Source organism: Agrobacterium sp. 6Ca8 (assembly GCF_055382765.1).
The window spans coordinates 1,520,942-1,544,756 of record NZ_AP026434.1; the positions used below are offsets into that span (position 1 = coordinate 1,520,942).

General features: G+C 59.7%; 22 protein-coding genes. 12 read left to right on the top strand and 10 right to left on the bottom strand.

The genetic code is table 11. From position 1 onward, the window contains the following. Positions 1–199 precede the first annotated feature (199 nt). The 3 genes from ACZ5A6_RS21140 (at position 200) to lysS (ending at position 5,345) form a co-directional block, all read left to right on the top strand. Positions 200–1,972: an SLC13 family permease gene (locus ACZ5A6_RS21140; protein ID WP_174047700.1), complete on the top strand. Its 1,773-nt coding sequence runs from the start codon at positions 200–202 to the stop codon at positions 1,970–1,972. 212 nt (positions 1,973–2,184) lie between these two features. Further along, positions 2,185–3,642 (top strand): glutamate--tRNA ligase, encoded by a 1,458-nt coding sequence (gltX, locus tag ACZ5A6_RS21145; protein ID WP_013762321.1) that lies wholly within the window; start codon positions 2,185–2,187, stop codon positions 3,640–3,642. A gap of 203 nt (positions 3,643–3,845) precedes the next feature. Beyond that, positions 3,846–5,345 (top strand): lysine--tRNA ligase, encoded by a 1,500-nt coding sequence (lysS, locus tag ACZ5A6_RS21150; protein WP_013762320.1) that lies wholly within the window; start codon positions 3,846–3,848, stop codon positions 5,343–5,345. A 251-nt stretch (positions 5,346–5,596) separates the two neighbouring features. Here the strand turns inward: lysS and ACZ5A6_RS21155 are convergent, their stop codons facing one another. Next, positions 5,597–6,487 (bottom strand): hypothetical protein, encoded by an 891-nt coding sequence (locus tag ACZ5A6_RS21155; protein WP_041694669.1) that lies wholly within the window; start codon positions 6,485–6,487, stop codon positions 5,597–5,599. A 314-nt stretch (positions 6,488–6,801) separates the two neighbouring features. Here ACZ5A6_RS21155 and ACZ5A6_RS21160 point away from each other — a divergent pair, with 314 nt between their 5' ends. From ACZ5A6_RS21160 to ACZ5A6_RS21180, 5 genes are all read left to right on the top strand, one after another. Next, complete coding sequence (locus ACZ5A6_RS21160) at positions 6,802–7,692, top strand: metal ABC transporter substrate-binding protein (RefSeq protein ID WP_464111383.1); 891 nt, start codon at positions 6,802–6,804, stop codon at positions 7,690–7,692. Beyond that, complete coding sequence (locus ACZ5A6_RS21165; protein ID WP_333704646.1) at positions 7,689–8,597, top strand: manganese/iron ABC transporter ATP-binding protein; 909 nt, start codon at positions 7,689–7,691, stop codon at positions 8,595–8,597. Before ACZ5A6_RS21160 ends, ACZ5A6_RS21165 begins: the two co-directional genes overlap by 4 nt. Beyond that, positions 8,578–9,438: a metal ABC transporter permease gene (locus tag ACZ5A6_RS21170; RefSeq protein WP_003516197.1), complete on the top strand. Its 861-nt coding sequence runs from the start codon at positions 8,578–8,580 to the stop codon at positions 9,436–9,438. The genes ACZ5A6_RS21165 and ACZ5A6_RS21170 overlap by 20 nt, the downstream gene beginning before the upstream one ends. Next, positions 9,435–10,289, top strand: a complete 855-nt coding sequence (locus ACZ5A6_RS21175) for a metal ABC transporter permease (RefSeq protein WP_025595057.1) — start codon at positions 9,435–9,437, stop codon at positions 10,287–10,289. Before ACZ5A6_RS21170 ends, ACZ5A6_RS21175 begins: the two co-directional genes overlap by 4 nt. Positions 10,290–10,398: 109 nt before the next feature. Beyond that, positions 10,399–10,572 (top strand): DUF1328 domain-containing protein, encoded by a 174-nt coding sequence (locus ACZ5A6_RS21180; RefSeq protein WP_003516193.1) that lies wholly within the window; start codon positions 10,399–10,401, stop codon positions 10,570–10,572. A 58-nt stretch (positions 10,573–10,630) separates the two neighbouring features. Here ACZ5A6_RS21180 and ACZ5A6_RS21185 read toward each other — a convergent pair whose 3' ends face one another. Then, on the bottom strand, positions 10,631–11,362 hold the full coding sequence (locus tag ACZ5A6_RS21185; protein ID WP_464111384.1) for an SDR family oxidoreductase: 732 nt from the start codon (positions 11,360–11,362) through the stop codon (positions 10,631–10,633). Between the two features lie 216 nt (positions 11,363–11,578). On the opposite strand from ACZ5A6_RS21185, the gene ACZ5A6_RS21190 reads away from it, so the two are divergent. Further along, the gene (locus ACZ5A6_RS21190) at positions 11,579–12,352 is read left to right on the top strand and encodes an IclR family transcriptional regulator (protein WP_464111385.1); all 774 of its coding nucleotides are present in this window, start codon (positions 11,579–11,581) and stop codon (positions 12,350–12,352) included. Between the two features lie 105 nt (positions 12,353–12,457). Here ACZ5A6_RS21190 and tal read toward each other — a convergent pair whose 3' ends face one another. After that, complete coding sequence (gene tal / locus ACZ5A6_RS21195; protein ID WP_013762313.1) at positions 12,458–13,423, bottom strand: transaldolase; 966 nt, start codon at positions 13,421–13,423, stop codon at positions 12,458–12,460. A 206-nt stretch (positions 13,424–13,629) separates the two neighbouring features. Between tal and ACZ5A6_RS21200 the strand changes: the two genes are divergently transcribed. Continuing rightward, positions 13,630–14,616 carry a sugar-binding transcriptional regulator gene (locus ACZ5A6_RS21200; RefSeq protein WP_003516185.1) on the top strand — a complete coding sequence of 329 codons (987 nt, stop codon included), beginning with the start codon at positions 13,630–13,632 and terminating at the stop codon, positions 14,614–14,616. A gap of 66 nt (positions 14,617–14,682) precedes the next feature. On the opposite strand, the gene ACZ5A6_RS21205 is transcribed toward ACZ5A6_RS21200, so the two are convergent. Both ACZ5A6_RS21205 and ACZ5A6_RS21210 read right to left on the bottom strand, forming a co-directional pair. After that, positions 14,683–15,555, bottom strand: coding sequence for a methylated-DNA--[protein]-cysteine S-methyltransferase (locus ACZ5A6_RS21205; protein ID WP_003516183.1), 873 nt, complete (start codon positions 15,553–15,555; stop codon positions 14,683–14,685). 131 nt (positions 15,556–15,686) lie between these two features. After that, entirely contained in the window at positions 15,687–16,166 is a 480-nt protein-coding gene (locus ACZ5A6_RS21210; RefSeq protein ID WP_003516181.1) for a DUF2244 domain-containing protein, read from the bottom strand. Positions 16,167–16,203: 37 nt separating this feature from the next. Here ACZ5A6_RS21210 and nth point away from each other — a divergent pair, with 37 nt between their 5' ends. Next, complete coding sequence (nth, locus tag ACZ5A6_RS21215) at positions 16,204–16,986, top strand: endonuclease III (RefSeq protein WP_065703269.1); 783 nt, start codon at positions 16,204–16,206, stop codon at positions 16,984–16,986. On the opposite strand, the gene ACZ5A6_RS21220 is transcribed toward nth, so the two are convergent. Then, positions 16,948–17,685 (bottom strand): sulfate transporter family protein, encoded by a 738-nt coding sequence (locus ACZ5A6_RS21220; RefSeq protein WP_065703267.1) that lies wholly within the window; start codon positions 17,683–17,685, stop codon positions 16,948–16,950. The genes nth and ACZ5A6_RS21220 overlap by 39 nt on opposite strands. Before the next feature lie 295 nt (positions 17,686–17,980). Between ACZ5A6_RS21220 and ACZ5A6_RS21225 the strand changes: the two genes are divergently transcribed. Continuing rightward, on the top strand, positions 17,981–18,814 hold the full coding sequence (locus tag ACZ5A6_RS21225) for a MurR/RpiR family transcriptional regulator (protein ID WP_025595058.1): 834 nt from the start codon (positions 17,981–17,983) through the stop codon (positions 18,812–18,814). 65 nt (positions 18,815–18,879) lie between these two features. Here ACZ5A6_RS21225 and ACZ5A6_RS21230 read toward each other — a convergent pair whose 3' ends face one another. The 4 genes from ACZ5A6_RS21230 to ACZ5A6_RS21245 form a co-directional block, all read right to left on the bottom strand. Next, positions 18,880–20,454 (bottom strand): FGGY-family carbohydrate kinase, encoded by a 1,575-nt coding sequence (locus ACZ5A6_RS21230; RefSeq protein ID WP_065703266.1) that lies wholly within the window; start codon positions 20,452–20,454, stop codon positions 18,880–18,882. Between the two features lie 60 nt (positions 20,455–20,514). After that, positions 20,515–21,234: an HAD family hydrolase gene (locus ACZ5A6_RS21235; protein WP_003516170.1), complete on the bottom strand. Its 720-nt coding sequence runs from the start codon at positions 21,232–21,234 to the stop codon at positions 20,515–20,517. Between the two features lie 6 nt (positions 21,235–21,240). Further along, complete coding sequence (locus tag ACZ5A6_RS21240; RefSeq protein WP_065703263.1) at positions 21,241–22,725, bottom strand: mannitol dehydrogenase family protein; 1,485 nt, start codon at positions 22,723–22,725, stop codon at positions 21,241–21,243. A 91-nt stretch (positions 22,726–22,816) separates the two neighbouring features. Beyond that, a complete protein-coding gene (locus ACZ5A6_RS21245; RefSeq protein WP_013761442.1) occupies positions 22,817–23,815 on the bottom strand; it encodes an ABC transporter ATP-binding protein in 999 nt (332 codons plus the stop codon).

A 23,815-nucleotide genomic window follows, 5' to 3' on the forward strand; every position in this document is an offset into this window, starting at 1 on the left:
CTTCAGCCCAAGCCCTTGGGCTGAAGGGACACTTTCCGCCGCGCCGACGCGCGGCGGCTGGATACCGGCTCATGGCCGGTATGACGCGAACGTGTGGAACGCGCCGGCCAGTCGGAACCGCATGCCCCGCCTCGCGTTCTTCGACATCCCTACCGGAAGAGTCCGTCCCGCCGTCTCTCCTTCGAAAGCATAAGCAAGCATGACGACCGACCAGATCCTCGCCTTTACCGTGATCGCCGGCATGATGGTCGCGTTCATATGGGACAGGTTCCGCTATGATGTGGTCGCGTGCAGCGCGTTGCTGGTGGCGGTGACGGTTGGGGTCGTGCCTTTCGACAAGGCGTTCTCCGGTTTCTCGGACGATATCGTCATCATCGTCGGCAGCGCGCTGATCGTCAGTTCGGCCGTGGCGCGTTCAGGGGTCGTCGATATGACGATCAAGAAATATTTCCCGGAGATGCACTCCAAAACCCTGCAACTGGCCTTTCTGATGATCGTCGTCGCCATCATGTCGGCCTTCATCAAGAACATCGGCGCGCTTGCCATCATGATGCCGGTTGCTTTCCAGTTCGCCCGCAAATCCGGCAGCCCTGTTTCCTATTATCTGATGCCCATGGCCTTCGCCGCCCTTCTGGGTGGGCTTATGACGCAGATCGGCACCTCGCCCAACATCGTCGTTTCCAGGCTGCGTGAGGAAATGACCGGGCAGAGCTTCTCGATGTTCGATTTCACCCCGGTCGGTGCCGGGCTGACCGTAATCGGCATCATCTTCCTGACCTTCGGTTACCGCCTGCTGCCGGTGCGCAACCGCCAGCAGGCATCGATGGAGGATATTCTGGACCAGTCGGCCTATACCGCCGAGGCGACGCTTCCCGCCGACAGCACCTACGCCGACAAGCCGCTGCGGGAGCTGTTGAAACAGGCGGATGGCGACGTAATCGCCAGCACGATCCTGCGCGGACCCCGGCGTATCTCTCCCTTCCCCGATGTCAATCTGAAGCCGGGCGACACCATTCTTCTCGAAGGCAACCCGGAGGGCCTCGACCGCATCGTCTCGCAGGCCAAGCTGCTGCTGTCAGGCAAGCCGCTCACCGAGAACGGCCAGAAGACCGCCGACCTTATTTCCATGGAAGCGGTTATCAGCAACGAATCCGTTCTCAACGGGATTTCCGCGCGCGAACTGGCGCTGTCCTACACCCGCGGCGTCAATCTGATTGCAGTCAGCCGTCGCGGCCAGCGCGTCAGCCAGCGGCTCTCCGACCTGACCTTGCAGGCGGGCGACGTCATTCTCTTGCAGGGCAGCCGCAAGAACCTGCCACAGGTCTTGCAGGAATTTTCGCTGCTGCCCCTGGCGCAGCGGGAAATCCTGCTTGGGGTGCAGCGCCGCGCGCTTTTGCCCGTCATCGTGCTTGCCGCGGCCATGATTGCCGCCGGCAGCGGGCTGGTGCCGGTATCCGTCGCCTTTTTCGCCGCCGCCTTCCTGATGATCGTCGTCGGCGCGATACCGCTGACCGAAGTCTATAAATCGATCGACGGGCCGATCCTCGTCATGCTCGCCGCCCTCATTCCCGTCAGCGACAGTCTGCGCACCAGCGGCGCCAGCGAGCTGATCGCCGCCTGGCTCGGCCATGCCGCACAAGGACTGCCGCCCTTCGCAGCACTCGGCATGATCCTGTTGACTGCCATGGCGGTAACGCCCTTCCTCAACAATGCTGCAACCGTGCTGGTCATGGCACCCATCGCCGCCGGTTTCGCCACCACGCTCGGCTTTCGGCCGGAGGCCTTTCTGATGGCGGTGGCGATCGGCGCCGGCTGCGATTTCCTCACGCCTATCGGCCACCAGTGCAACACGCTGGTCATGGGTCCGGGCGGTTATCGTTTCAGCGATTATCCGCGCCTTGGACTGCCGCTGTCGATCATGATCGTCATTGCCAGCATTCCGATGCTGCTTTATGTCTGGCCGGTGAATTAGGGGCGGTTTACGTCCGGGCGAAGACAGCGCAAGCGCCATATTTCCTTGACGCCTGCGGCATAATATGGCCTAAGCCGATGCCGAACGGAAATATGCAAAAGTGCGTTCAACACGCCTTTCCGCACCCTTTCCCGCCGCATTCAAACGAAAACTTCGTGATAGAAGGGTGAAGCCGCCCCGATGTCACCACCCCGTCACGACGAGTGAATTTCATGACCACTTCCGGCGTTCGCGTCCGCATCGCACCTTCCCCCACCGGCGAGCCGCATGTCGGCACCGCTTACATCGCGCTGTTCAACTATCTCTTCGCCAAGAAACACGGCGGCGAGTTCATCCTGCGCATCGAGGATACCGACGCCACCCGCTCGACGCTGGAATATGAGCAGAAGGTTCTGGAGGCGCTGCGCTGGACCGGCCTCACCTGGTCGGAAGGCCCTGACGTCGGTGGCCCCTACGGTCCCTACCGCCAGTCCGAGCGCAAGCCGATGTACTGGCCCTATGCCGAAGAATTGCTGGAAAAAGGCCATGCCTTCCGTTGTTTCTGCACGCCCGAGCGGCTTGAGCAGATGCGCGAAGCGCAGCGCGCCGCTGGCAAGCCGCCAAAATATGACGGTCTCTGCCTCCACCTGAAGGCTGAAGAAGTGACCACCCGCGTCGCCGCCGGCGAAGCCAACGTCGTGCGCATGAAAATCCCGACCGAAGGTTCGTGCGATTTCCATGACGGCGTTTACGGCGATGTCTCGATCCCCTGGGATTCGGTTGACATGCAGGTGTTGATCAAGGCCGACGGCATGCCGACCTATCACATGGCAAACGTCATCGACGACCATCTGATGAAGATCACCCATGTGGCGCGCGGCGAAGAGTGGCTGGCTTCAGTGCCCAAGCACATCCTGCTTTACCGTTATTTCGGCTGGGACCAGCCGACGTTCATGCATCTTTCGCTGATGCGCAACGCCGACAAATCGAAGCTTTCCAAGCGCAAGAACCCGACGTCGATCTCCTATTATTCCGCGCTCGGCTACCTGCCGGAAGCGCTGATGAACTTCCTCGGCCTGTTCTTCATCCAGATCGCCGAAGGCGAAGAGCTGCTGACCATGGAAGAGCTGGCCGCGAAGTTCGATCCGGAAGCACTTTCCAAGGCCGGCGCCATCTTCGATATCCAGAAGCTGGACTGGCTGAACGGCCGCTGGCTGCGCGAAAAGCTCACGCCTGAGGACTTCATTGCCCGCACGCTGGAATGGGCGATGGAAAATTCCCGCCTGACCGAAGGCCTGAAGCTTGCCCAGAGCCGCATTTCCAAGCTCGGCGAATTGCCAAACCTTGCCGGCTTCCTGCTTTCGAGCGACGTTGGCCTGACGCCCGCCTCCTTTGCCGGTCTCAAAAGCAAACCCGAGGAAATCCACGAAATCCTCACCACGGTTGCCACCGATCTGGAAAAAATGCCTGATTGGAACGTTGAAGCCATCGAGGCCGAGCTGCGCGACATTGCCGAACGCACGGGCAAGAAACTGCGCGTCGTCACGCCGCCGCTCTTCGTCGCCGTCTCCGGTTCCTCGCGCTCGCTGCCGCTGTTTGACTCGATGGCGCTGCTCGGCCGCTCCGTGGTGCGCCAGCGCCTGAAGGTCGCTATTGCCGTTGTGGCCACGATGGTTGGCAGCGGTGCTTGATGCCTGCCGGGGCGGGTTTTAAATCCACCCCTCATTCCTGCGCTTGTCACAGGAATCCAGCCACGGCGCGTCGGCGCCGTGAAAGAATGAATTGAGGTCTCCCGCGCCAAGGACTTGGGCGCACTGGATTCCTGTGACAAGCACAGGAATGAGGGATACGGGAGGCAATTGTCGCCGCGGCAACGCCGCAACAGGATTGAACAATGAACGACAAGACAACCGAAACCACCGCCCTTTCCTCCGACGCCACCGAAGTGCGCCGCCAGAAACTTGCGCTGCTGCGCGAGCAGATCGGCGATGTCTATCCGGCGCATTTCCATCGCACGCTGACCAATGCGGAGCTGGCGGAAAAATATGCCGATATCGAACCGGACACGGAAACCGGCGACACGGTAACGGTGGCGGGCCGCGTTTATTCGTCGCGCAATTCCGGCATGTTCATGGATATCCATGACGCCTCGGGCAAGGTGCAGATCTTCTCTCACAAAGATACGACGCCGGAAACGGCGCGCAATCTTCTGCCGATGATCGACATTGGCGACATCATCGGCGTAACCGGCAAGGTGCGCCGCACCAAGCGCGGCGAGCTGACGATCAACGCCGAAGAAATCACCATGCTCACCAAGTCGCTGCTGCCGATGCCGGAAAAATGGCACGGTGTCTCCGATATCGAGCTGCGTTACCGCAAGCGCCATCTCGATATTCTGGCGAACGAGGACTCCAAGCTGCGCTTCCTGCAGCGCTCCAAGATCCTGTCCGGCATCCGTCGCTTCATGGAGGCCGAAGGCTTCCTCGAAGTGGAAACGCCGATGCTGCAGACAGTTTATGGCGGTGCGACGGCCGATCCGTTCAAGACCTTCCACAACACGCTGAAGATGGACATGTATCTGCGCATCGCGCCGGAACTGTTCCTGAAGCGCACGCTGGTATCAGGTCTTTCCGACAAGGTGTTCGAAATCAACCGGAACTTCCGCAACGAAGGCGTTTCCACAAGGCACAATCCTGAATTCACCATGATGGAGTGCTATTGGGCCTATGCCGACTACGAAGACATCATGGGTCTGGTGGAACGGCTGTTCGAGACGCTGGCGATTGCCCTCCACGGCACGACCGAGGTGGAATTCCAGGGCCAGACAATTTCCTTCAAGGGTCCGTTCAAGCGCGTGCCCATGCCTGATGCGGTGAAGGAAGCGACCGGCATCGACTTCCTTGCGATCAAGACTGACGAGGAAGCCCGCGCCGCCGCCAAGGCTGCCGGTTTCGCCGTCGAGAAGGACTGGACCTGGGGCGAATGCCTTGCCTTCATCTTCGAAGAGAAGGTTGAAGGTACGCTTATCCAGCCGAGCCACGTCACGCATTTCCCGAAGGATATCTCGCCCTTCGCCAAGGAAGTGCCGGGCGAACCGCGCCTCGTTGAGCGTTTTGAGAGCTATTGCAATGCCTGGGAAGTGGGCAATGCCTTCTCCGAACTCAACGATCCCGAAGAGCAGCGCCGCCGCATGGTGGAGCAGCTTGAGCAGGCCCATGCCCGCGGTGAAAAGGACAAGCAGCTGGATGACGAATTCCTCGACGCCATCGATCAGGGCATGCCACCTGCCGGCGGCCTCGGCATCGGCGTCGATCGTCTGATCATGCTCCTGACCAACGCCCCCTCGATCCGCGACGTCATCCTCTTCCCGGCCCGCCGCAACAAGGCGGACTAAGGACACTCAAGCGAAGGCGGCCGCATGGCCGCCCTTGCCCTCATGCGCTCGGCCTCTACCGAACATTGCGTCCCTATAGCAAAATTTCCTGCTAGATCGTCTCATGGCGCAGACGCGCAACGGCTAGATGCCGGATCAGGTCCGGCATCACGAAAGAAGGCGCTGCGACGATATTTTACAAACGTCGGCACAGCCGTATCAATTTTCCAGATGGTTTTAATTCCGAGGTGTCAGCAAGAGCTCAAACGCTCCTAATGCCCCGCCTTCGCCTTTGCCGCGCCCGGCTCTTCGGCAGGCGCAACCTCACCCTCAGCCAGCTTCTCTTCCGCCGCCTGCGCGGTCGTTGTGCCTTTTCCGAAGATCAGTGATTTCAGATAGCTGATGCTGAAGATGCTCCCGCCATCGGCTTCCGGGGTCGAGGTCAGAAGTTCTTCGTCGGCTACGGGTTCGCCGTGGGCTTCCGCACCGGGTCCGCCCTCGTGCGTTTGCGCCGGCGCAGCGTCGTGGCCGCCGCCGCCTTCGCCCTTGGTTTCGCCGTGTCCGCCCGCGCCTTTTGCGGCTTTTCCGCCATGCCCTTCGGGTGCGGCGTCCGAAGTGGGGGTTGCGCAGTCGGTGGCATCGCTCAGGCTTGCGGCCATTGCTTCGGCATCTTCCAGCGGCAGATCGATGCGCAGCCCGTAAAACTGGCCGCTGCCGTTTGATGCACCATCGTAATAAAAGGCGGAATAACGCTGGGCATCGGCGCCTTCGGGAATTTTCGCCGGATCGGCAATGAAGACCACCTGGGCCGCGATGGCGCGGCCGCGCATTTCCGAGCGCAATTGCGGGCCGTTTTTATCCAGCACGGAAACCTGGACCAGATCGGGCTTCTGTTTGTCGTAAACTGCCCTGGCGACACGCAGCGCCGTTTTCAACCGGTCCGTGCCGTTGCCGCCGTCAGTACGAATGAATTTGCGGACCCACAGGGAACCGTTCTTGCGGATGTTGACTGTCTGGACTGCGTCGCAGGAAAGCCCGTTCGCGGAGGCATAGGTGGACCCGAGCAGCCGCTCGCTGCCGATAAACACGGCAGCAGAACCGGTCGCACCCGCCAAAAGCAGGATCCCGCCTCCGATCATAACGAGTTTGCGCGAAAACCGCATTCGTCCGAATACAGCCTTCACGCGCAAAATCCTGACATTCAGTACCCCGCCTATCGCCCTCACCCCGGAACGTGGCTCGAAGGATGAGGAACACACGCGGGATAAGCTCGGGACCTCGTTGTCCGAGCCTTGCGATAGTGCCGCTTTCTCATTGAAAAAAGTTTAATCCCCCCGGCGCCGTGCGGGCAAAAGCGCACCATTTTCAGACATTTTTGAAATCCGCTAAATTGCGAATGATTTGCAATAGCGTTGACAAGTGTGTTTCCATGACAGATGGTGTTGCGAGTTGATCGCAACAAAAATCGGTGACAGACGTGAATCTCCATAAAATCCGCCATGCCCTTTTTGCTTTTTTGCTTTTCCTGCCTGCTGCGGCTGTCGCGCAGGAAAAACCGAAGGTGGTGACCACCTTCACGATCATTGCCGATATGGCGCGCAATGTGGCGGGCGATGCGGCAGAGGTGGAGAGCATCACCAAGCCAGGCGCTGAAATTCACAACTACCAGCCGACGCCTCGCGACATTCTCAAGGCCCGCAAGGCCGATCTGGTGCTGCGCAACGGCCTCAATCTGGAATTGTGGTTCGAGAAGTTTCTGGCCAATCTTTCAGGCGTGCCTGATGTGACTGTCAGCGACGGCATCGAACCGATGGCGATCAATGGCGGGGCGTATCAGGGGAAACCGAACCCGCATGCCTGGATGTCACCCGATAACGCCTTGATCTATGTGGAAAATATCCGCAAGGGACTCGCTGGAATAGATCCCGCCCACGCCGAAATTTACGCCGCCAATGCCAAGGCCTATTCCGACAAGATCCGTGCCACCGTGCAGCCCATCCGCGATGAGCTTTCCGCGCTTCCTGAGAACAAGCGCTGGTTGGTAACGAGCGAAGGGGCGTTCTCTTATCTCGCCCGGGATTTCGGGCTGAAGGAACTGTTCCTGTGGCCGGTCAATGCCGACAGCCAGGGTACGCCGCAACAGGTGCGCGGCGTGATCGACGCCATGCGCGAACATAATATTCAGGTCATCTTCAGCGAAAGCACGGTTTCCGCCGATCCCGCCCGGCAGGTGGCCAAGGAAACCGGAGCTGCCTATGGCGGCATACTCTACGTGGATTCGCTGAGCGAGGCCGACGGCCCTGTTCCGACCTATCTCGACCTGCTGCGCGTGACGAGCAGCACCATCGCCAAAGGACTGTCTTCATGAGAATGGGCAGCAAAAAAAGCGGCGGCGGCCTGACGGTTCAAAATGCGACAGTGACCTATCGCAACGGCCACACCGCATTAAGAAATGCCAGCTTTTCCATTCCACGCGGTACGATCACTGCACTTGTCGGCGTCAACGGCGCCGGCAAGTCTACGATTTTCAAGGCAATCATGGGTTTCGTGCCGCTGGCCGCCGGTTCCGTCTCTATTTTCGACCTACCCGTGAAGGATGCACTCAGAAAAAACCTCGTCGCCTATGTGCCGCAAGCTGAAGAGGTGGACTGGAGTTTTCCCGTACTGGTTGAGGATGTGGTGATGATGGGCCGTTACGGCCACATGAACTTCTTCCGTATTCCGTCGAAACACGATCACGAGATGGTCGAGAGAGCGCTGACGCGCGTCAATATGCTTGATTATCGCAAGCGGCAGATCGGCGAGCTTTCCGGCGGACAGAAGAAGCGGGTGTTTCTGGCCCGCGCGCTGGCGCAGGAAGGTCAGGTTATCCTGCTGGATGAACCCTTCACCGGCGTCGACGTGACGACGGAAGAACAGATCGTCGCGCTGTTGAAGGCACTGCGTGACGAGGGCCGCGTCATGCTGGTTTCCACCCATAATCTCGGTAGCGTACCGGAATTCTGCGATCGCGCCGTCTTCGTCAAGGGTACCGTTCTGGCGTCGGGCAAAACAGTAGACACCTTTAACGAAGAGAACCTGCAAAAAGCCTTTGGCGGCAGCTTGCGCCACTTCGTTCTCGGCGGAGCCGAACTGCATGATGATGCCGATCCGCGCCGGGTGAAGGTGATTACCGACGATGAGCGGCCTTTCGTGATCTACGGAAAGAACGGCCAGAACGGACACGATCCGCAGGCTCCGAAGGAAAAAGCCGATGATAAACAGCCTTCTTGAGCCTTTCACCTATGGCTACATGCTGAACGCCATCTGGGTCAGCGCACTTGTGGGCGGCGTCTGCGGCTTTCTTTCCGCTTATCTTATGCTAAAGGGCTGGTCGCTGATCGGCGACGCGCTCTCGCACGCCATCGTTCCCGGCGTTGCGGGCGCTTATATGCTGGGGCTGCCCTTTTCGCTCGGCGCCTTTCTTTCCGGCGGGCTTGCGGCTGGCTCGATGCTGTTCCTCAATCAGAAAACCCGGCTCAAGGAAGACGCAATCATCGGCCTGATCTTCACCTCGTTCTTCGGGCTGGGGCTGTTCATGGTGTCGCTGTCGCCCACCTCGATCAATATCCAGACCATCGTGCTTGGCAATATTCTGGCAATTACCACCGAAGACACGATCCAGCTTGCCCTGATCGGCGGCATCAGCCTCATCGTACTGGCGCTGAAATGGCGCGACTTCATGGTGGTGTTCTTCGATGAGAACCATGCGCGTACCGTGGGGCTGAAACCGGAAGTGCTGAAAGTGATCTTCTTCACCCTGCTTGCCGCCTCCACGGTTGCAGCCCTTCAAACCGTCGGCGCCTTCCTTGTCGTTGCCATGGTGGTGACACCAGGCGCGACCGCCTATCTTCTGACCGACCGTTTCGAGCGGCTGATCCTGATGAGCCTCGTGATCGGCGCGACCACCAGCTTCGTCGGCGCTTATCTCAGCTACTTCCTCGACGGCGCCACCGGCGGCGTTATCGTCGTGCTGCAAACAGCGATCTTCCTTTCCGCTTTCGTGTTTGCACCCAAACACGGGCTGCTCGCTTCGCGCGCCAAAGCGCGCAAGGCACTGGGAGAAGCGCAATGAGCGAATATCTCGAACTCGCCATCCTGCCGTTTCAGCTGCCCTTCATGCAATATGCCTTCATCATCACCCTGATGATTGCCGTGCCGATGGCCATGCTCTCGTGTTTTCTGGTGCTGAAGGGCTGGTCGCTGATGGGGGACGCAGTTTCGCACGCCGTGCTGCCCGGCGTGGTGATTGCCTACATTGTCGGAATTCCCCTTTCCATCGGCGCCTTCACCGCCGGTATGATCTGCGCTCTCGGAACCGGTTTCATCAAGGAAAACAGCCGCATCAAGGAAGACACTGTGCTCGGCATCGTCTTTTCCGGCATGTTCGGGCTGGGGCTGGTGCTTTACGTGAAGGTGCAGAGCGACATGCATCTGGATCACATCCTCTTCGGCGACATGCTGGGCATTGCGCCTTCAGACATGCTGGAGACCGGGCTGATCGCGCTTTTTGCCACCCTGTTTCTCGGGGTGCTGCGCAAAGACCTGCTGGTCAATGCCTTCGATCCGCAGCATGCCAAGGCAATCGGCCTGCCCGTTCGCCTCCTGCATTACGGTCTGCTGATGGTTTTGTCGCTTGCCGTGGTCGGCGCGCTGAAGGCTGTGGGTATCATCCTCTCCGTCGCAATGCTGGTCACCCCCGGCGCCATCGCCTTCCTGCTGGCGCGGCGCTTTTCCGCAATGCTCCTGGTCGCCATCTCGGTTGCGGTTCTCTCTTCGCTTGCAGGAATATGGCTAAGCTTCCTGATCGACAGCGCGCCAGCCCCGACCATTGTACTGTTCATGAGCCTGGCATTCGTCGCGACATTCATTCGCACCAGCCTCAAGGCCCGCCGGATCGACGCCGCCAATGAAACGGTGGTGTAAAAGAACGATTTTTGCGGGCGCGTGGAACATTTTCCCCTTTTGCGCGTCATTTTCATGAGCTTGCCCTCAAGCGGCAAACTCATGAAAATTAAGCGAAAGGGGAAGCTCCATGCTGAAATGGGCTCTTATTTTCTTTGTTATTTCGTTGATCGCGGGCGTATTCGGCTTTACCGGCATTTCGGCAGCGGCGTCGGGCATTGCCCGTATCCTGTTCTTCATCGCCGTCGTGATCTTCCTGGTCTTCCTCGTGCTTGCACTGATCGCTGGAAGCGTGGTGGCGTAATAAAAAAGGCGACCGGCTTTTGGGCCGGTCGCCTTCTCCTCTCTCCCGTATAGAATTATCAGCCTGTCCAGCCACCGTCGATCACATGGATCTGGCCAGTGGTGAAACCTGCCTCATCAGAAGCGAGATAGGTGACGAGTGCGGCGATTTCTTCCGGCGTGGCAATGCGGCCCATAGGCTGGCGGGCAATGAAGTCGACCAGGGCCTGTTCGTAATTGCCAGTGGCGCGCAGGCGGTCGTGCAAGGACGGGCTATCCACTGTGCCTGGGCAAATGGCGTTGCAGCGAATACCCTTGGTGACGAAATCAGCAGCAATTGCCTTGGTCAGACCGACAACCGCCGCCTTGGAGGCGGTGTAGGCGAAACGGTTCGGCACGCCCTTCACGCTGGATGCGACGGAGGACATGTTGACGATTGCGCCCTTACCCTTTTCCAGCATGCCTGGCAGAAAGGCGCGGCAGGTGCGGTACATGGCCTTGGCATTGAGGTCGAAGGAGAAATCCCAGTCCTTTTCCTCGCAATCGAGAATGGTGCCGGAATGAACGAAACCGGCACAGTTGAACAGAACATCCGCATGGCCGATATCGGCAGCAAAAGCCTTCACACCATCGCCATCCAGCACGTTCAGAACCCGCGTTTCCGCACCTTTCAGGGTCGAGAGCGCCTGCTCGTTGATATCAGTGGCGATGACGCGCGCACCGAGCGATATGAATCGCTCCGCCGTCGCACGGCCGATACCCTGGCCGGCTGCGGTGATCACCACTGTCCGCCCGTTAAAATCCTGCACCATGAATAGCCTCCCGCTACGGCGCACCCGCCCGCTGGGGCCGAGCCGCTGAATTTCGCCAGTGAATTTCATTGATCTCAAATATGGATCGACAATTCATATGTAAACGCGGTATTCATGTAACGTCAAGCAGGCTTGCGCAAAAGGGCAGCGTGCGGCAACGGTATTTAAAAAGTGCATTTCCCGCCAGGCAATCCTGCAAAACGCCACCGAGGCAAGATGACCGAAGACGACAGCGAAAGATATCGCGCCCCCGCCCTCGACAAGGGTCTGGACATTCTCGAGCTTCTCGCCCGCACGGATGGCGGGCTGACGCAGATCGAGATTGCCAAGGCCATAGGCAAAACCCCGAACGAGCTTTACCGCATGCTGGACCGCCTGGTGCGCCGTGGTTACGTACAGCGGCTGGAGGGTGACCGGTTTTCGCTGACGCTGAAAATGTTCGGGCTCGCACATTTTCACGCGCCGGTGCGCCGGCTGGTCTCTTTCGCAGCCCCGGTGATGCGCGATTTTTCCGCAAGCGCCGAGCAGGCCTGTCATCTGGCCGTTTACGACCGCGGCAGTGTTGTCGTCATCGCCCAACAGGAGTCCTCCACCTATTGGGCGATGTCCATGCGGGTGGGCGCGCAGATGAGCCTCTTCCAGACCGGTTCCGGCCATGTGCTGCTGGCCTTCCAGAACGAGGTACAGCGCAAGATCATGATCACCGAGCAGGTGCGCGGTGGCGGGGAAACCGAGCCTTCAGACCTTGAGGAGCGGCTGGCGGAAGTTCGCAGGAATGGCTTCGAATCCATGGACAGCATGCAGACCGCAGGCGTGCGCAATGTTTCCGCCCCCGTGCTGACACTTGATGGTACCGCACTTGCCGTCATCACCTGCCCCTATATCACCCCGCTTGGCGGCAAGGCCCCGACGCGAGAGGCCTGCGAGGTACTGATCCGCGATGCGGCAAGGCGCATTTCCGAAGTGGCGACGGGTCAGGGAACCATCTGAGACGCACAAAAAAACGCGACCGGCAGGGACCGATCGCGTTTAAAGTGACTGGAGATTTCTGTATCTTAAACGCAAAGGGGACCGGGATGGTTCCCCTTTTTGTTATCAGGCGGCAGCCAGCGTCAGTTCCTTGCGGACCATTTCGCGCAACGTTACCAGATCCTTGGCGAACAGGCGGATGCCTTCCGAGAGCTTCTCGGTTGCCATCGCGTCTTCGTTCATTGCCCAGCGGAACGCCTTTTCATCGAGCGACTGCAGCGGCTCGGCCTTCACGTTGTCGGGCGAAAGCTTGCGCTCAAGCGTGCCGGTGTCCTTGTCCAGCTCTTCCAGCAGCGCCGGGCTGATCGTCAGGCGGTCGCAACCGGCAAGCGCTTCGATCTCGCCGACATTACGGAACGATGCGCCCATGACGACGGTGCCGATGCCATTGGCCTTGTAATAATTGTAGATGCTGCGCACCGAAACGACGCCCGGATCGGTCTCAGCAGTGTAGGTCTCGCCGGTCGACTTCTTGTACCAGTCGAGGATGCGGCCGACGAAGGGCGAGATGAGGAAAGCTTTGGCTTCCGCGCAGGCGATGGCCTGTGCCTGCGAGAACAGCAGCGTCAGGTTGCAGTCGATACCCTCGGACTGCAGGACTTCTGCAGCCTTGATGCCTTCCCATGTGGAAGCCAGCTTGATGAGGATGCGTTCACGCTCGATACCGCGCTCCTTGTAGGAGGCGATGATGTGGCGTGCCTTGGTGATGGAGGCCTGTGTGTCGAAGGACAGGTCGGCATCGACTTCCGTCGATACGCGGCCGGGAACGAGACCTGCAAGGGCTGCACCGACGGAAATGGCAAGACGGTCGGCAACGGCCGCAACGACAGCGTCAGACTGGCCGCCCTGTTTCTTGCCCCAGGCAACGGCTTCCTTCACCGCATCCGCAAAAGCGGGGGTGCCGAGCGCCTTCAGAACGATGGTGGGGTTGGTGGTGCAATCCACCGGCTTCAGGCGCGCAACCGCCTCGATGTCGCCGGTATCGGCAACGACCGTGGTGATAGCGCGAAGTTGTTCGAGTTTGGACGTCATGGCGAATGATCCTTCATGATCTCTTGTAAACTTGCACAGCCGTCTTTTCGTTCCCGCACCATGGTGCGCCCAAGGCCGAAATCACGGTTTTGTCCGGCTCCGACTATCGCAAGCGGCAAGGTCGAAAGTCAAGACATTTGCGCATCGCAATTGACATAAGTTTCATGCCTGCGATACTCCGCCCCATAAAGAGAGTGACAAAAACCGTGGCGAAACTGAGAAGAGAAACCCATACGGCCTATTCGGAAGCGGCTTCGCTGAGGCTGCGTGCCGCATGGCTCTACTATAATCAGGGTTTGACGCAGAAAGATGTCGCCGAGAAGCTCGGCATCAGCCGCTCCACCGTCATACGCCTTCTGGACGAGGCGATGAAACGCTCCGAAGTACAGATCTGGATCAACGAGGGCATCGAGGATTTCGTCGAACTGGCCGGCAGGCTGGAGGCAGCTTATGGGCTGGATGAGGCGGTGATCATTCCCTCCCCCGGCCCCTCCCCCGGCAAGGCGAATGCCGAGGGCACGGCCAAGGCCGTTGGCCTGGCGCTCGGGCAATTCCTTTCCGAAGCGGTGCCGAACGACGCCACCATCGGCGTCGGCTGGGGCCGCACCATGACCGCCTCGCTATCCAGCTTTCGCCCGCCGCGCCGGGAAAACTGCAAGGTCGTCTCGCTGCTCGGCGGTATCGTCGCCGTGCACCAGACAAACCCGCTTGATTACACCTGGCGGCTGGCAAGCGCGCTTGGGGCGGAATGTTACATGTTCCTTGCACCGCTGCTGGTAGACTCCGTCGAGACCAAACGGGCGCTGATTGAGAAATGCGGACTTGCCACACTTTATGATCTGGCCGAAACGCTCGACCTCGCCATCGTATCCTGCGGCGATATCGGCCCGCATTCCACTTCGCTTTCGGAAGGTTTCATTTCGAAGGAAACGCTTCAGGAACTCATCGATGCCGGCTGCGTCTGCGACACCATGTTCAACTTCATCGACGCGGAAGGCCGCTCCGTCGATCACCCGATCAACGAGCGCGCCATGGCGATCGATCTAGACACGCTGCGCAAGGCCAAACACATCGTGCTCGCCTCCGGCGGCGCCCACCGAGCCATCGCCATCCGCGCCACCATCAAGCGCATCGGATGCAATACGCTGATTACAGACGAGGCGGCGGCAAGAGCATTGATGGAACTGGTTTAGGCCTCGACAGGCGACCCAGGCTGTTCCTCATTCCTGCGCTTGTCACAGGGATGAGGGAGAGCTGCCTCACACCTTCCCCGTTTCCCATCCCAACATCGCCCGTTTGCGGGTAAGGCCCCAGTGATAACCCGTGAGCGCCCCGCTTTTTCCCACAGCGCGATGGCAAGGAACGACGAAGGAGACCGGGTTCGCGCCAACAGCTGCACCGACCGCACGGGAGGCAGTTGGCTGGCCGATATCGCAGGCGATGTGCGAATAGGTAACGGCGCGGCCCATGGGAATTTTCAGAAGGCTTTCCCATACCCGCACCTGAAAATCCGTGCCGAGCAGCACGACCCGCAATGGCCGGTCCGCCGACCACAGCGTCGGTTCGAAAATACGTGCGGCATAGGGCGCGGTGGCTTCACGATCCTCGACATAATCCGCATTCGGCCAGCGACCTGCCATGTCCTCGAAACAGGCTCTTTCCTCGCCGGGATCGGCGAAAGCGCAGCCGGCAAGGCCGCGATCAGTCACCATGACCAATGCAAGACCGAAGGGTGAAACATGGAAACCGTACCGGATCGTCAACCCACCGCCCTTGGCCTTCCATTCGCCTGGAGACATGGCCTCGTGGGTGACGAACAGATCGTGCAGGCGGCCGGGCCCAGACATACCGACCTCGATCGAGGTTTCCAGCAGCGGCAGATCCTCTTCGCGCAACAACCTTTTGGCATGATCGAGCGTTACAGCCTGCAAAAACGCCTTGGGGGAAAGACCGGCCCAGCGGGTGAAGGTCTTCTGCAATTGCGTCGGCGACTGGCCGAGCCTTGCGGCAATGGCTTCAAGGGAGGGCTGGTCGCGATAATCCAGCGTCAAAAGCTCGATAACCCCGCGCACCGTATCGTAATCCGAACCGATGGGGGTGATGTCTTCATTCAGCATGATATTGGCGTTCATCGCATGTCTCCTAACGCCTCACAGAAAACCATCAAAGCGCGTCGGTCTCCACCCGTTTCTTGCGCCGTACTCAGTTTCTGCCGAGATACCGGCCTCGAGCCTATTGACGGGTTTTAAGCGGAATTATCCGCTCACATCCGCCGCACCGTCGCCAACGCACCGCCGAAAGCCTTGGCGAAGCTTTCCCGGTCATCCGGATTGAGAAACGAGCCGATATCCGTTGCCTTGCCTTCACCCGTTACATGCATGGAGACGATGCCGATTTCCTCGTGCCGCTGAACCCTGAAGCGAGCCCAGAAGGGGTTGAAACGATGCTCGACGACGCGGCCAGTCGGGGAGAATTTGCGGATAGACAGGCTGGTGCGCGAGACGCTCACCTCTTCCCGCGCCTTCGCTGCCCGGTAGTTGGCGCGGAAGGCGACATAAAGCAGCAGAAAATCCAACCCGAGGAACAGGCCGACGGGCCATGCGCCAGTGGTGAGGAAAAAGCCGCCATGGAGGAGGCAGGCAAGCCCGGACAAGGCGAGAAGCAGCCGGAAACCCCTTCTTCCGAGCGAACGGTGCGGAACGAGTTCCGCCGCAAAAATCGGCTGATCGTTGAGCGTATCCACGTTGATTTCCTCAGGGCGGGCTGGCTATAGATAGGTCATGACAGTCGCCAAAAAACGATCCAGCACCCAAACATTGAAAAAGTCAAATGCGACATCCGCCCGCAGACCGGCGCGTGTGAAGACGATCTATTCGAAGGACGAGTTGAACGAGATCTTCCGCCGTTTCTCCATTCAGCGGCCGGAGCCGAAAGGCGAGCTGGAACATACCAACCCCTTTACCCTGCTGGTGGCCGTGGCGCTTTCGGCGCAGGCGACCGATGTGGGCGTAAACCGGGCGACGCGGGCGCTGTTCAGGGTGGCCGATACGCCGCAAAAAATGCTGGCACTTGGCGAGGAGGAGCTGATCGGCCATATCAAGACCATCGGGCTTTACCGCAACAAGGCCAAGAACGTTATCGCTTTGTCACAGATGCTGATCGACAATTTCGGCGGTGAGGTGCCGAGGACGCGCGAGGAGCTGGTGACCCTGCCCGGCGTCGGCCGCAAGACGGCCAATGTGGTGATGTCGATGGCCTTCGGTGTGCCCACACTCGCCGTGGACACCCATGTTTTTCGTATTGCCAACCGGCTCTGTCTTGCGCCGGGGAAAACCCCGGATGAAGTGGAAGACCGGCTCGTCCGCATCATTCCCGAAGAATATCTGTTCCATGCCCATCACTGGCTGATCCTGCACGGGCGTTATTGCTGCAAGGCGCGCAAACCGGAATGCGAGCGCTGCGTGATTGCCGATATCTGCAAATCACCGGAAAAGACCTTCGATATTCCAGCTCCGCTGGTGGAACTACCCGCGCAATTGTTCGGTGCGGCCAGCGGCGAATGACGGATCGCGCCGGCTGACGGCCTTGTGCAGATGCACCATCATCGAAGCCGCAAAAAGCGGCGTCAGAAGGTTGAGGAAGGGGATTGCAAGGAACGCTGCAATCACCAGCCCGGCCATGAACACGGTTGTGCGGTGTTTCAGCCGGAACAGCCGCGCGTCAGCGGGCGAGCGGAAACGCATGGACGCAAATTCGAAGAACTCCCGGCCCAGCAGATAACCGTTCACCAGAAAAAAGGCGATGAGGTTGACGCCCGGCACCAGCAGCAACAAAAGCGCAATCAGGTTGCCGGCAATGACGACGCCAAAGAACTTGATCGATGACACCACGGCCTCACCGATGGGCATCGCCTTGCCCGGCGGATCATCGGGATAGGTCTTTTTCTCCACGACTTCGGCGACATCGTCGAGAAACAATCCGGCAATAACGGCAGTGACCGGCGAGATCAGCAAGGCCAACGCCAAAGCCAGCCCGATTCCGGCGAAAATGGCGAAAACGAAAGTCAGCCATCCCGCCCAGTCCGGCACGCTGGGGACCAGCGTATCCACCCACGGCAAGGCGAAATAGATGAAGACAGAGCGGATGGCGAACCACAGCGCTGCCAGCACCAGAAGCGTCAGCCCCAGAACCTTCCAGAACACCGACCGGGTCTCGGAGGCAAAAAGATTGCTGAAGGCAAGCCTCGCCGCATTAAAAATCATTCGGAACTCCTATGACGCCTCTCGCGTTTTAAACTGGCGTTCAGGAGAGATAGGCGCCGCCCATCCGCTCCGCAAGACAGGAATGAAGACGTCGCTGTTGGGAATTAAACCGCTGATGGAATTTCCCTTGAATAAAAGACGTCTCTAAAATATAATAATCTATCTATTAGAATTCGCATTCCGGTCCGGTGGAGGACAAGGCCGGAAAAGCTCGCCCCCACCGACAAGTCGCGGTTCGCACGCTCGCCCGGGCGCGCGGATGCATCATCGTTCATAAATATAAAAGAATGAGGCGTTGGTGGAACAGCTACTGTTGAATCTGACCCGTGCCATGAAGGCCGGTACGCCTTCAGAGCGCAAGATCGCCAAATATCTGATCGAGCATCTGGACGAATTGCCGTTTGAGACGGCGCAGACACTGGCTGCCAAGCTCAGTCTCAGTCCGATGACGGTTGGCCGTTTTCTGCGCTCGCTCGGATACCGGCAATTCAGCGATATTCGCATCGATCTGCGCCACGCCGAAGAGACCGCGGGCGTGGACCAGCCCGCTATTGTTGAAAGCGGCGATCAGAAGTCCAATCCGTTTTCGCAACTCCTTTCCCAACAGATCCAGGCCATTCAGGCTGCTTTCGAAATGACGGACCAGCCGATATGGCGCGTCGCCATGAGCGAGATCGCTTCGGCGGCAGATGTTTTTCTGGCAACGTCACCGGAAGGCCTTGGCACCGGAAGGCACTTTCACGGGCGGTTGCTGGAGTATCGCAGACGCGTGCACTTCCTCGGCAGCGACAGCGCCGCCTATATCGCCCTTTGGGACTTCGATCCCGCAGAAGCGCTTCTCATCCTCATGGATTGCGGCGGCAGCATCACGCCCTTGCAGAGCCTTTCTGCGACGGCGCGAAAGAGCGGCTACAGAACCCTGTTGATCACCACCCGGTTCTATGAATGGGGACCGGAAAGCGCCGATATCTGTCTTGCCATGCCGCACACCCAGACCGGCGGACAAGGCCTGCTGCAGCTCGTTGCGCTGATGGAATTCACCCTCTGCAGCCTGATTGCCGGAGCCGACGAGCAGCGCACGGCACGCATGAAAAACCTAACCGGCCTGAAACGCTCGCTTGGCATCTGACCCTCGGCGGGAGGAAACGGATCGCGCCCGTCCGCCACGACCTTACCTGCCGTTGTAGGCAAAGATCAGAGGCTTTCCAGCTCCTGGCGATGGCGGTGCATGGCGAGAAAACGGCGATAATCCCGCTCGTAAAGCGGTGTGAGCGCTGGATTGCCTGGGATTTCCGTATTGCCCGGATACATGGCGGCACCCGCCGCTGCAAGGCCCGCATGCACACCGCCGGCGGCTGCCGCCGTCATTGCCGTGCCGAGAAGAACGGCGTCGGCTGTGGCAGGCACGACGATGCGCTTGCCAGTCACATCAGCGTAAAGCTCCATCAACAGCGGGTTCTTCACATGGCCGCCGGTAACGTGCAGGCTTTCGACGGCATAACCGAAACGCTCCATCGCATCGAGCACATGGCGCGCGCCAAGCGCAATCGCCACGGCAGTGCGCCAGTAGAGCCGGCAGAGACTGTCGAAGGATGTATCGAGCGTCAGCCCGCTGATGACGCCCACCGCATGCGGATCGGCGAGCGGTGAGCGGTTGCCGTGGAAATCCGGCAGTACATGCAGCCGTTCGGCAAAGGCCGCGCCCTCGAGCGCGCGCAATTCGGTAACCCGCGCAACGATGCGGGCGTGCAGCGCCGTATCCGGCTCTCCGCCCGCCGCGTGCATACGCACGATATGATCAAGCAGCGCGCCGGTGGCAGATTGCCCGCCCTCCACCAGCCAGTGGCCGGGCAGCACCGCCTGCCAATAGGGACCCCACAGGCTGTGGCCTGGCATCTGCCGCTCGGACATGGCGACAAGGCAGCTGGAGGTGCCGGCGATCAGCGCCACATGTTTACCCACATCATCAGAAAGGCATCCGCCAAGCGCACCCAGCGTGCCGGCGTAAGCATCGATCATGCCCGCCGCCACCTGACAGCCGGTGTCGAGGCCGAGTTCGGCGGCAGCCTCGGACGAAAGCGGGCCGATGGCTGTCCCCGGCATCACGGTCGCTTCGGGCAGGCCTGCCCGCTGTTTCAGATCGCCAAGCCCGGCAAGATTGAGATAATCAGCCTGCCAGCCGGGATTTTCCTGCGCCAGAAAATTCCACTTCGCCGTCTGCGTGCAATTTGAACGCTTGGTGGAACCGGTTGCCTTCCATGTCAGGAAATCCGCCAGATCGAAGGCGAAAGACATGCGCGCCCAGCTTGCCGGCAAATTCGCCTTCAGCCACATCAGCTTCGGCATCTGCATTTCCGGTGACACGCTTTTACCGGCGAAATCCAGCACGCGGTGGCGGGATGCCGTCAGCCGGTCGGCCTCGCCGATTGCCCGATGGTCCAGCCAGACGATGGTGTCGAACCGGTCTTTGCCCGTGACGGAGACAGAAACCGGTTCCCCACGCTCATCACGGATAACGAGCGAGCAGGTAGCATCAAAACCAATAGCGGCTACGCTGTCGGGTGACACACCCGCATCGGCAAGCGCTGCTCTCACCGCAAGGCAGACGGCGTTCCATATATCGGTGGAATCGTGTTCGGCGTGGTTTTCCTGCGGCCTTTGCATCAGGATGGGATGGGTTGAGCGGGCGAGAAGCCTGCCGGTCGGGTCGAAAATCCCGGCGCGGGCGCTCGCCGTTCCGACATCGACAGCGACGAGATTTTGACGCATCAAGACTTCAGTTCCATCCCTTGCGTAACGACCTCCGGGCGGTGGCAGGCATGGTTTCCTTCAGCCTGCGTCACGTTCCACCTGGCTGTCAAAACCGCCCTTCCCCATATAATCGCCGACAAGTTGAACCAAATCTTCCATGGCGTCAAACGTGGCATTGGCCCCGAGCTCCGCGATCTTTTCGCGAAATGCCGGAAACCGCGCATGCGAGCCGCCGGTGAAGGCAAAAACCGCCATGCCGGCTGCCTTCGCCGCCGCAATGCCCGCCGGGCTGTCCTCGATCACGATGCACTGACGCGGATCAGTGCCCATCTGCCTCGCCGCATGCAGGAAAAGGTCGGGTGCCGGCTTGCCGTTCTTCACCATGGTGGCGCTGAAAACATGCGGCTCAAATTTATCGATGAGGCCGGTCAGCCCCAGCGAGTAACGGATGCGTTCCGGTTGACTTGAGGAGGCAACGCAGCGTTTGAAGGCCACCAGCCTGTCCAGCGTTTCGGCAATGCCGTCGATGGGACGCAACTCAGTGCGGAAACGCTCAAACAGCGTCGCGCGCATATGCTCGAGAAAATCGATGTCGGTCTCGATACCGTATTCCTCAAACAAAGTCGTCGTCATGCTGGCAACGCTGCGACCGAGAAAGCGGTTGTAGGCCTCTTCCTCCCCCATCTCCACGCCAAGATGGGAGAGCATGTCGAGAAGAACCGAGATGGAGACCGGCTCGCTGTCGACCAGAACGCCGTCGCAGTCGAAAATCAGAAGAGGTCCGGTCCCGTCTCGCATCTCACGTCACTTTTCAGCCAGCTTGTCATCCAAATAAAGCTGCAAGGTCTTCGCCGTGCCTTCGTGCCACAGTGTCGTCAATGCATGAGAGAAGCGTTTACGGAAAAGCTCCGATTCGGCAACCTCCCCGAAGATATCGTCAAGCGAAAGGAAGGCCATCGGGTCGTCCTTGGCCTTTGTGGCTGCCGCCTGTAGCCGCTCGGCGCTGGCGTCGTTGAAGGTGATTTGCCTGCCGCTGTCGGAGGTGCCGTAGAAATAACGGCACCACAGTGCTGAAACCAGTGACAGACCGACGATATCTTCACCGCGCGCCAGACGGTCGGCGGTGGAGGGCAGGATGAATTTCGGCTGGCGGTTGGAGCCATCCTGCGCGAGGCGCGGAATGGTATCGCCGATTTTCGGGTTGAGGAAACGCCGTTCGATCAGGCCGAAATATTCGCCAAGATCGGTATCGGGTACGGGCGGAATGACCGGGATGATCTCTTCCTTTTCGAGCTTTGCCAGAAACGCCCGGATCAGCGGATGCTCCATCGCCTCATGCACGAAATGGATGTCGAGCAGCGCTGCCGGATAGGCGATCGCCGCATGGCCGCCATTGAGGATGCGGATCTTCATGTGCTCGTAAGGCGCAACATCCTTGACGAACTGAACGCCCGCCTTTTCGAGCGCCGGTCGGCCCGCCGGGAAATTATCCTCCATCACCCATTGCTTGAACTCTTCGCAGAAGACCGGCCAATTGTCCTCGATGCCGAAATCGTCACGGGCGATATTGCGTTCGCGCTCTCCCGTGGCGGGGGTGATGCGGTCGACCATCGAATTGGGGAAAGCGACGTTGCCGCCGATCCAGTTGGCGAAGGCCGGATCGAACAAGGCGGCGAGACCGACCACCGCGTTTTTAGTGACCTTGCCGTTATGGGGAATGTTGTCGCAGGACATGACGGTGAAGGGTGAAAGCCCCTTGTCGCGCCGCGCCTTCAGCCCGGCAACGATAAGGCCGAACACGGTTTTCGGGGAAGACGGGTTCCTGCCATCCTCGGCAATCGCGGGATGCTGCGGATTGAAGGAGCCGGAAGCATCGATGAAATAACCGCCTTCGGTAATCGTCATCGAAACAATTCGGATTTTCGGATCTGCGAGCGTGTCGATAATGCCTTGGGTATCGCCAACCTTCAGAATGTCGATCATTGGCCCGGTGACGCGCGCACCGGTGCGATTATTGTCCTGCTCTACCACCGTGGTCAGGAAATCCTGTGCGGCAAGTTTTTCGCGCATTACCGCGTCCGATGGCAGTACACCCGCACCAATGATGGCGAAGTCGTGGTCCGCGCCGGTGTTGAACAGGTCGTCCAGATAGACCGCCTGATGGGCGCGGTGGAAATTGCCGACGCCGAAATGCACGATTCCGGCGGAAAGATCGGCCCGGGAATAGGCCGGAATCGCCGCGGTTTTTTTGGCTTCATCAAGCGTGGCGAGGGAGAGTTTGCATGTCATGTCACGATCCTCGAAGGGAAAACGTTGTTTGTGCCAGGACCGGATGAGAGGCACCCGGCACGCAGCGCGGATTTGCCTTCCGGTCTTCGCGTCATATCGCGATGCCCTTGTCATCGAACCTGTGGATTTTGGCATCATCTGGTGTGATGAAGACGGTATCGCCGTGTTTGCATTCGAATTCACCGTCGGTTCTGGCGGTGATGGGGCCGATGCCGGGGACGTCGAGGTGGAGGAAGGTGTCGGAGCCGAGATGTTCGGCAACCGTGACCTTGCCCTGCCACAGGCCGGTTTCTTTCGACAGTGTCAGGTGCTCGGGCCGCACGCCGGCGGTGGTCGCACCCTTTTGCCGGGCGTAGTCGCCGGTCACCAGGTTCATGCGCGGCGAGCCGATGAAGCCGGCGACGAAGAGGTTGGCGGGCGAGCGGTAAAGCTCCATCGGCGAGCCGACCTGCTCGATATTGCCGCGGTTGAGGACCACGATCTTGTCGGCCATGGTCATGGCTTCCACCTGGTCGTGGGTGACGTAGATCATCGTCGTCTTCAGCGTGTTGTGCAGCTCGGAGATTTCCAGCCGCATGGTGCCGCGCAGCGCCGCATCGAGGTTGGAGAGCGGCTCGTCAAACAGGAACGCCTTTGGTTCGCGCACGATGGCGCGGCCGATGGCGACGCGCTGGCGCTGGCCGCCGGACAGTTGCGAGGGCCGGCGTTCGAGATAATCGGTGAGGTTAAGGATGCGGGCGGCATCGTCGACCTTCTTGTCGATGACGGCCTTGTCGAGCTTGGCCATCTTCAGCGGGAAGGCGATGTTGTTGCGCACGCTCATATGCGGATAAAGCGCATAGGACTGGAACACCATGGCAAGGCCGCGCTCGGCCGGGGCTTTTTCGGTGGCGTCGTTGCCGTCGATGACTATTCTGCCGCCGGAGACGTCTTCCAGCCCGGCAATCAGGCGCAGCAGAGTTGACTTGCCGCAGCCGGACGGGCCGACGAAGACGACGAACTCGCCGTCATGGATATCGAGATCGATCGACGGGATGACTTTTGCCTCGCCGAAGAGCTTGGACACGTTCTGAAGGGAAATGCTGCCCAT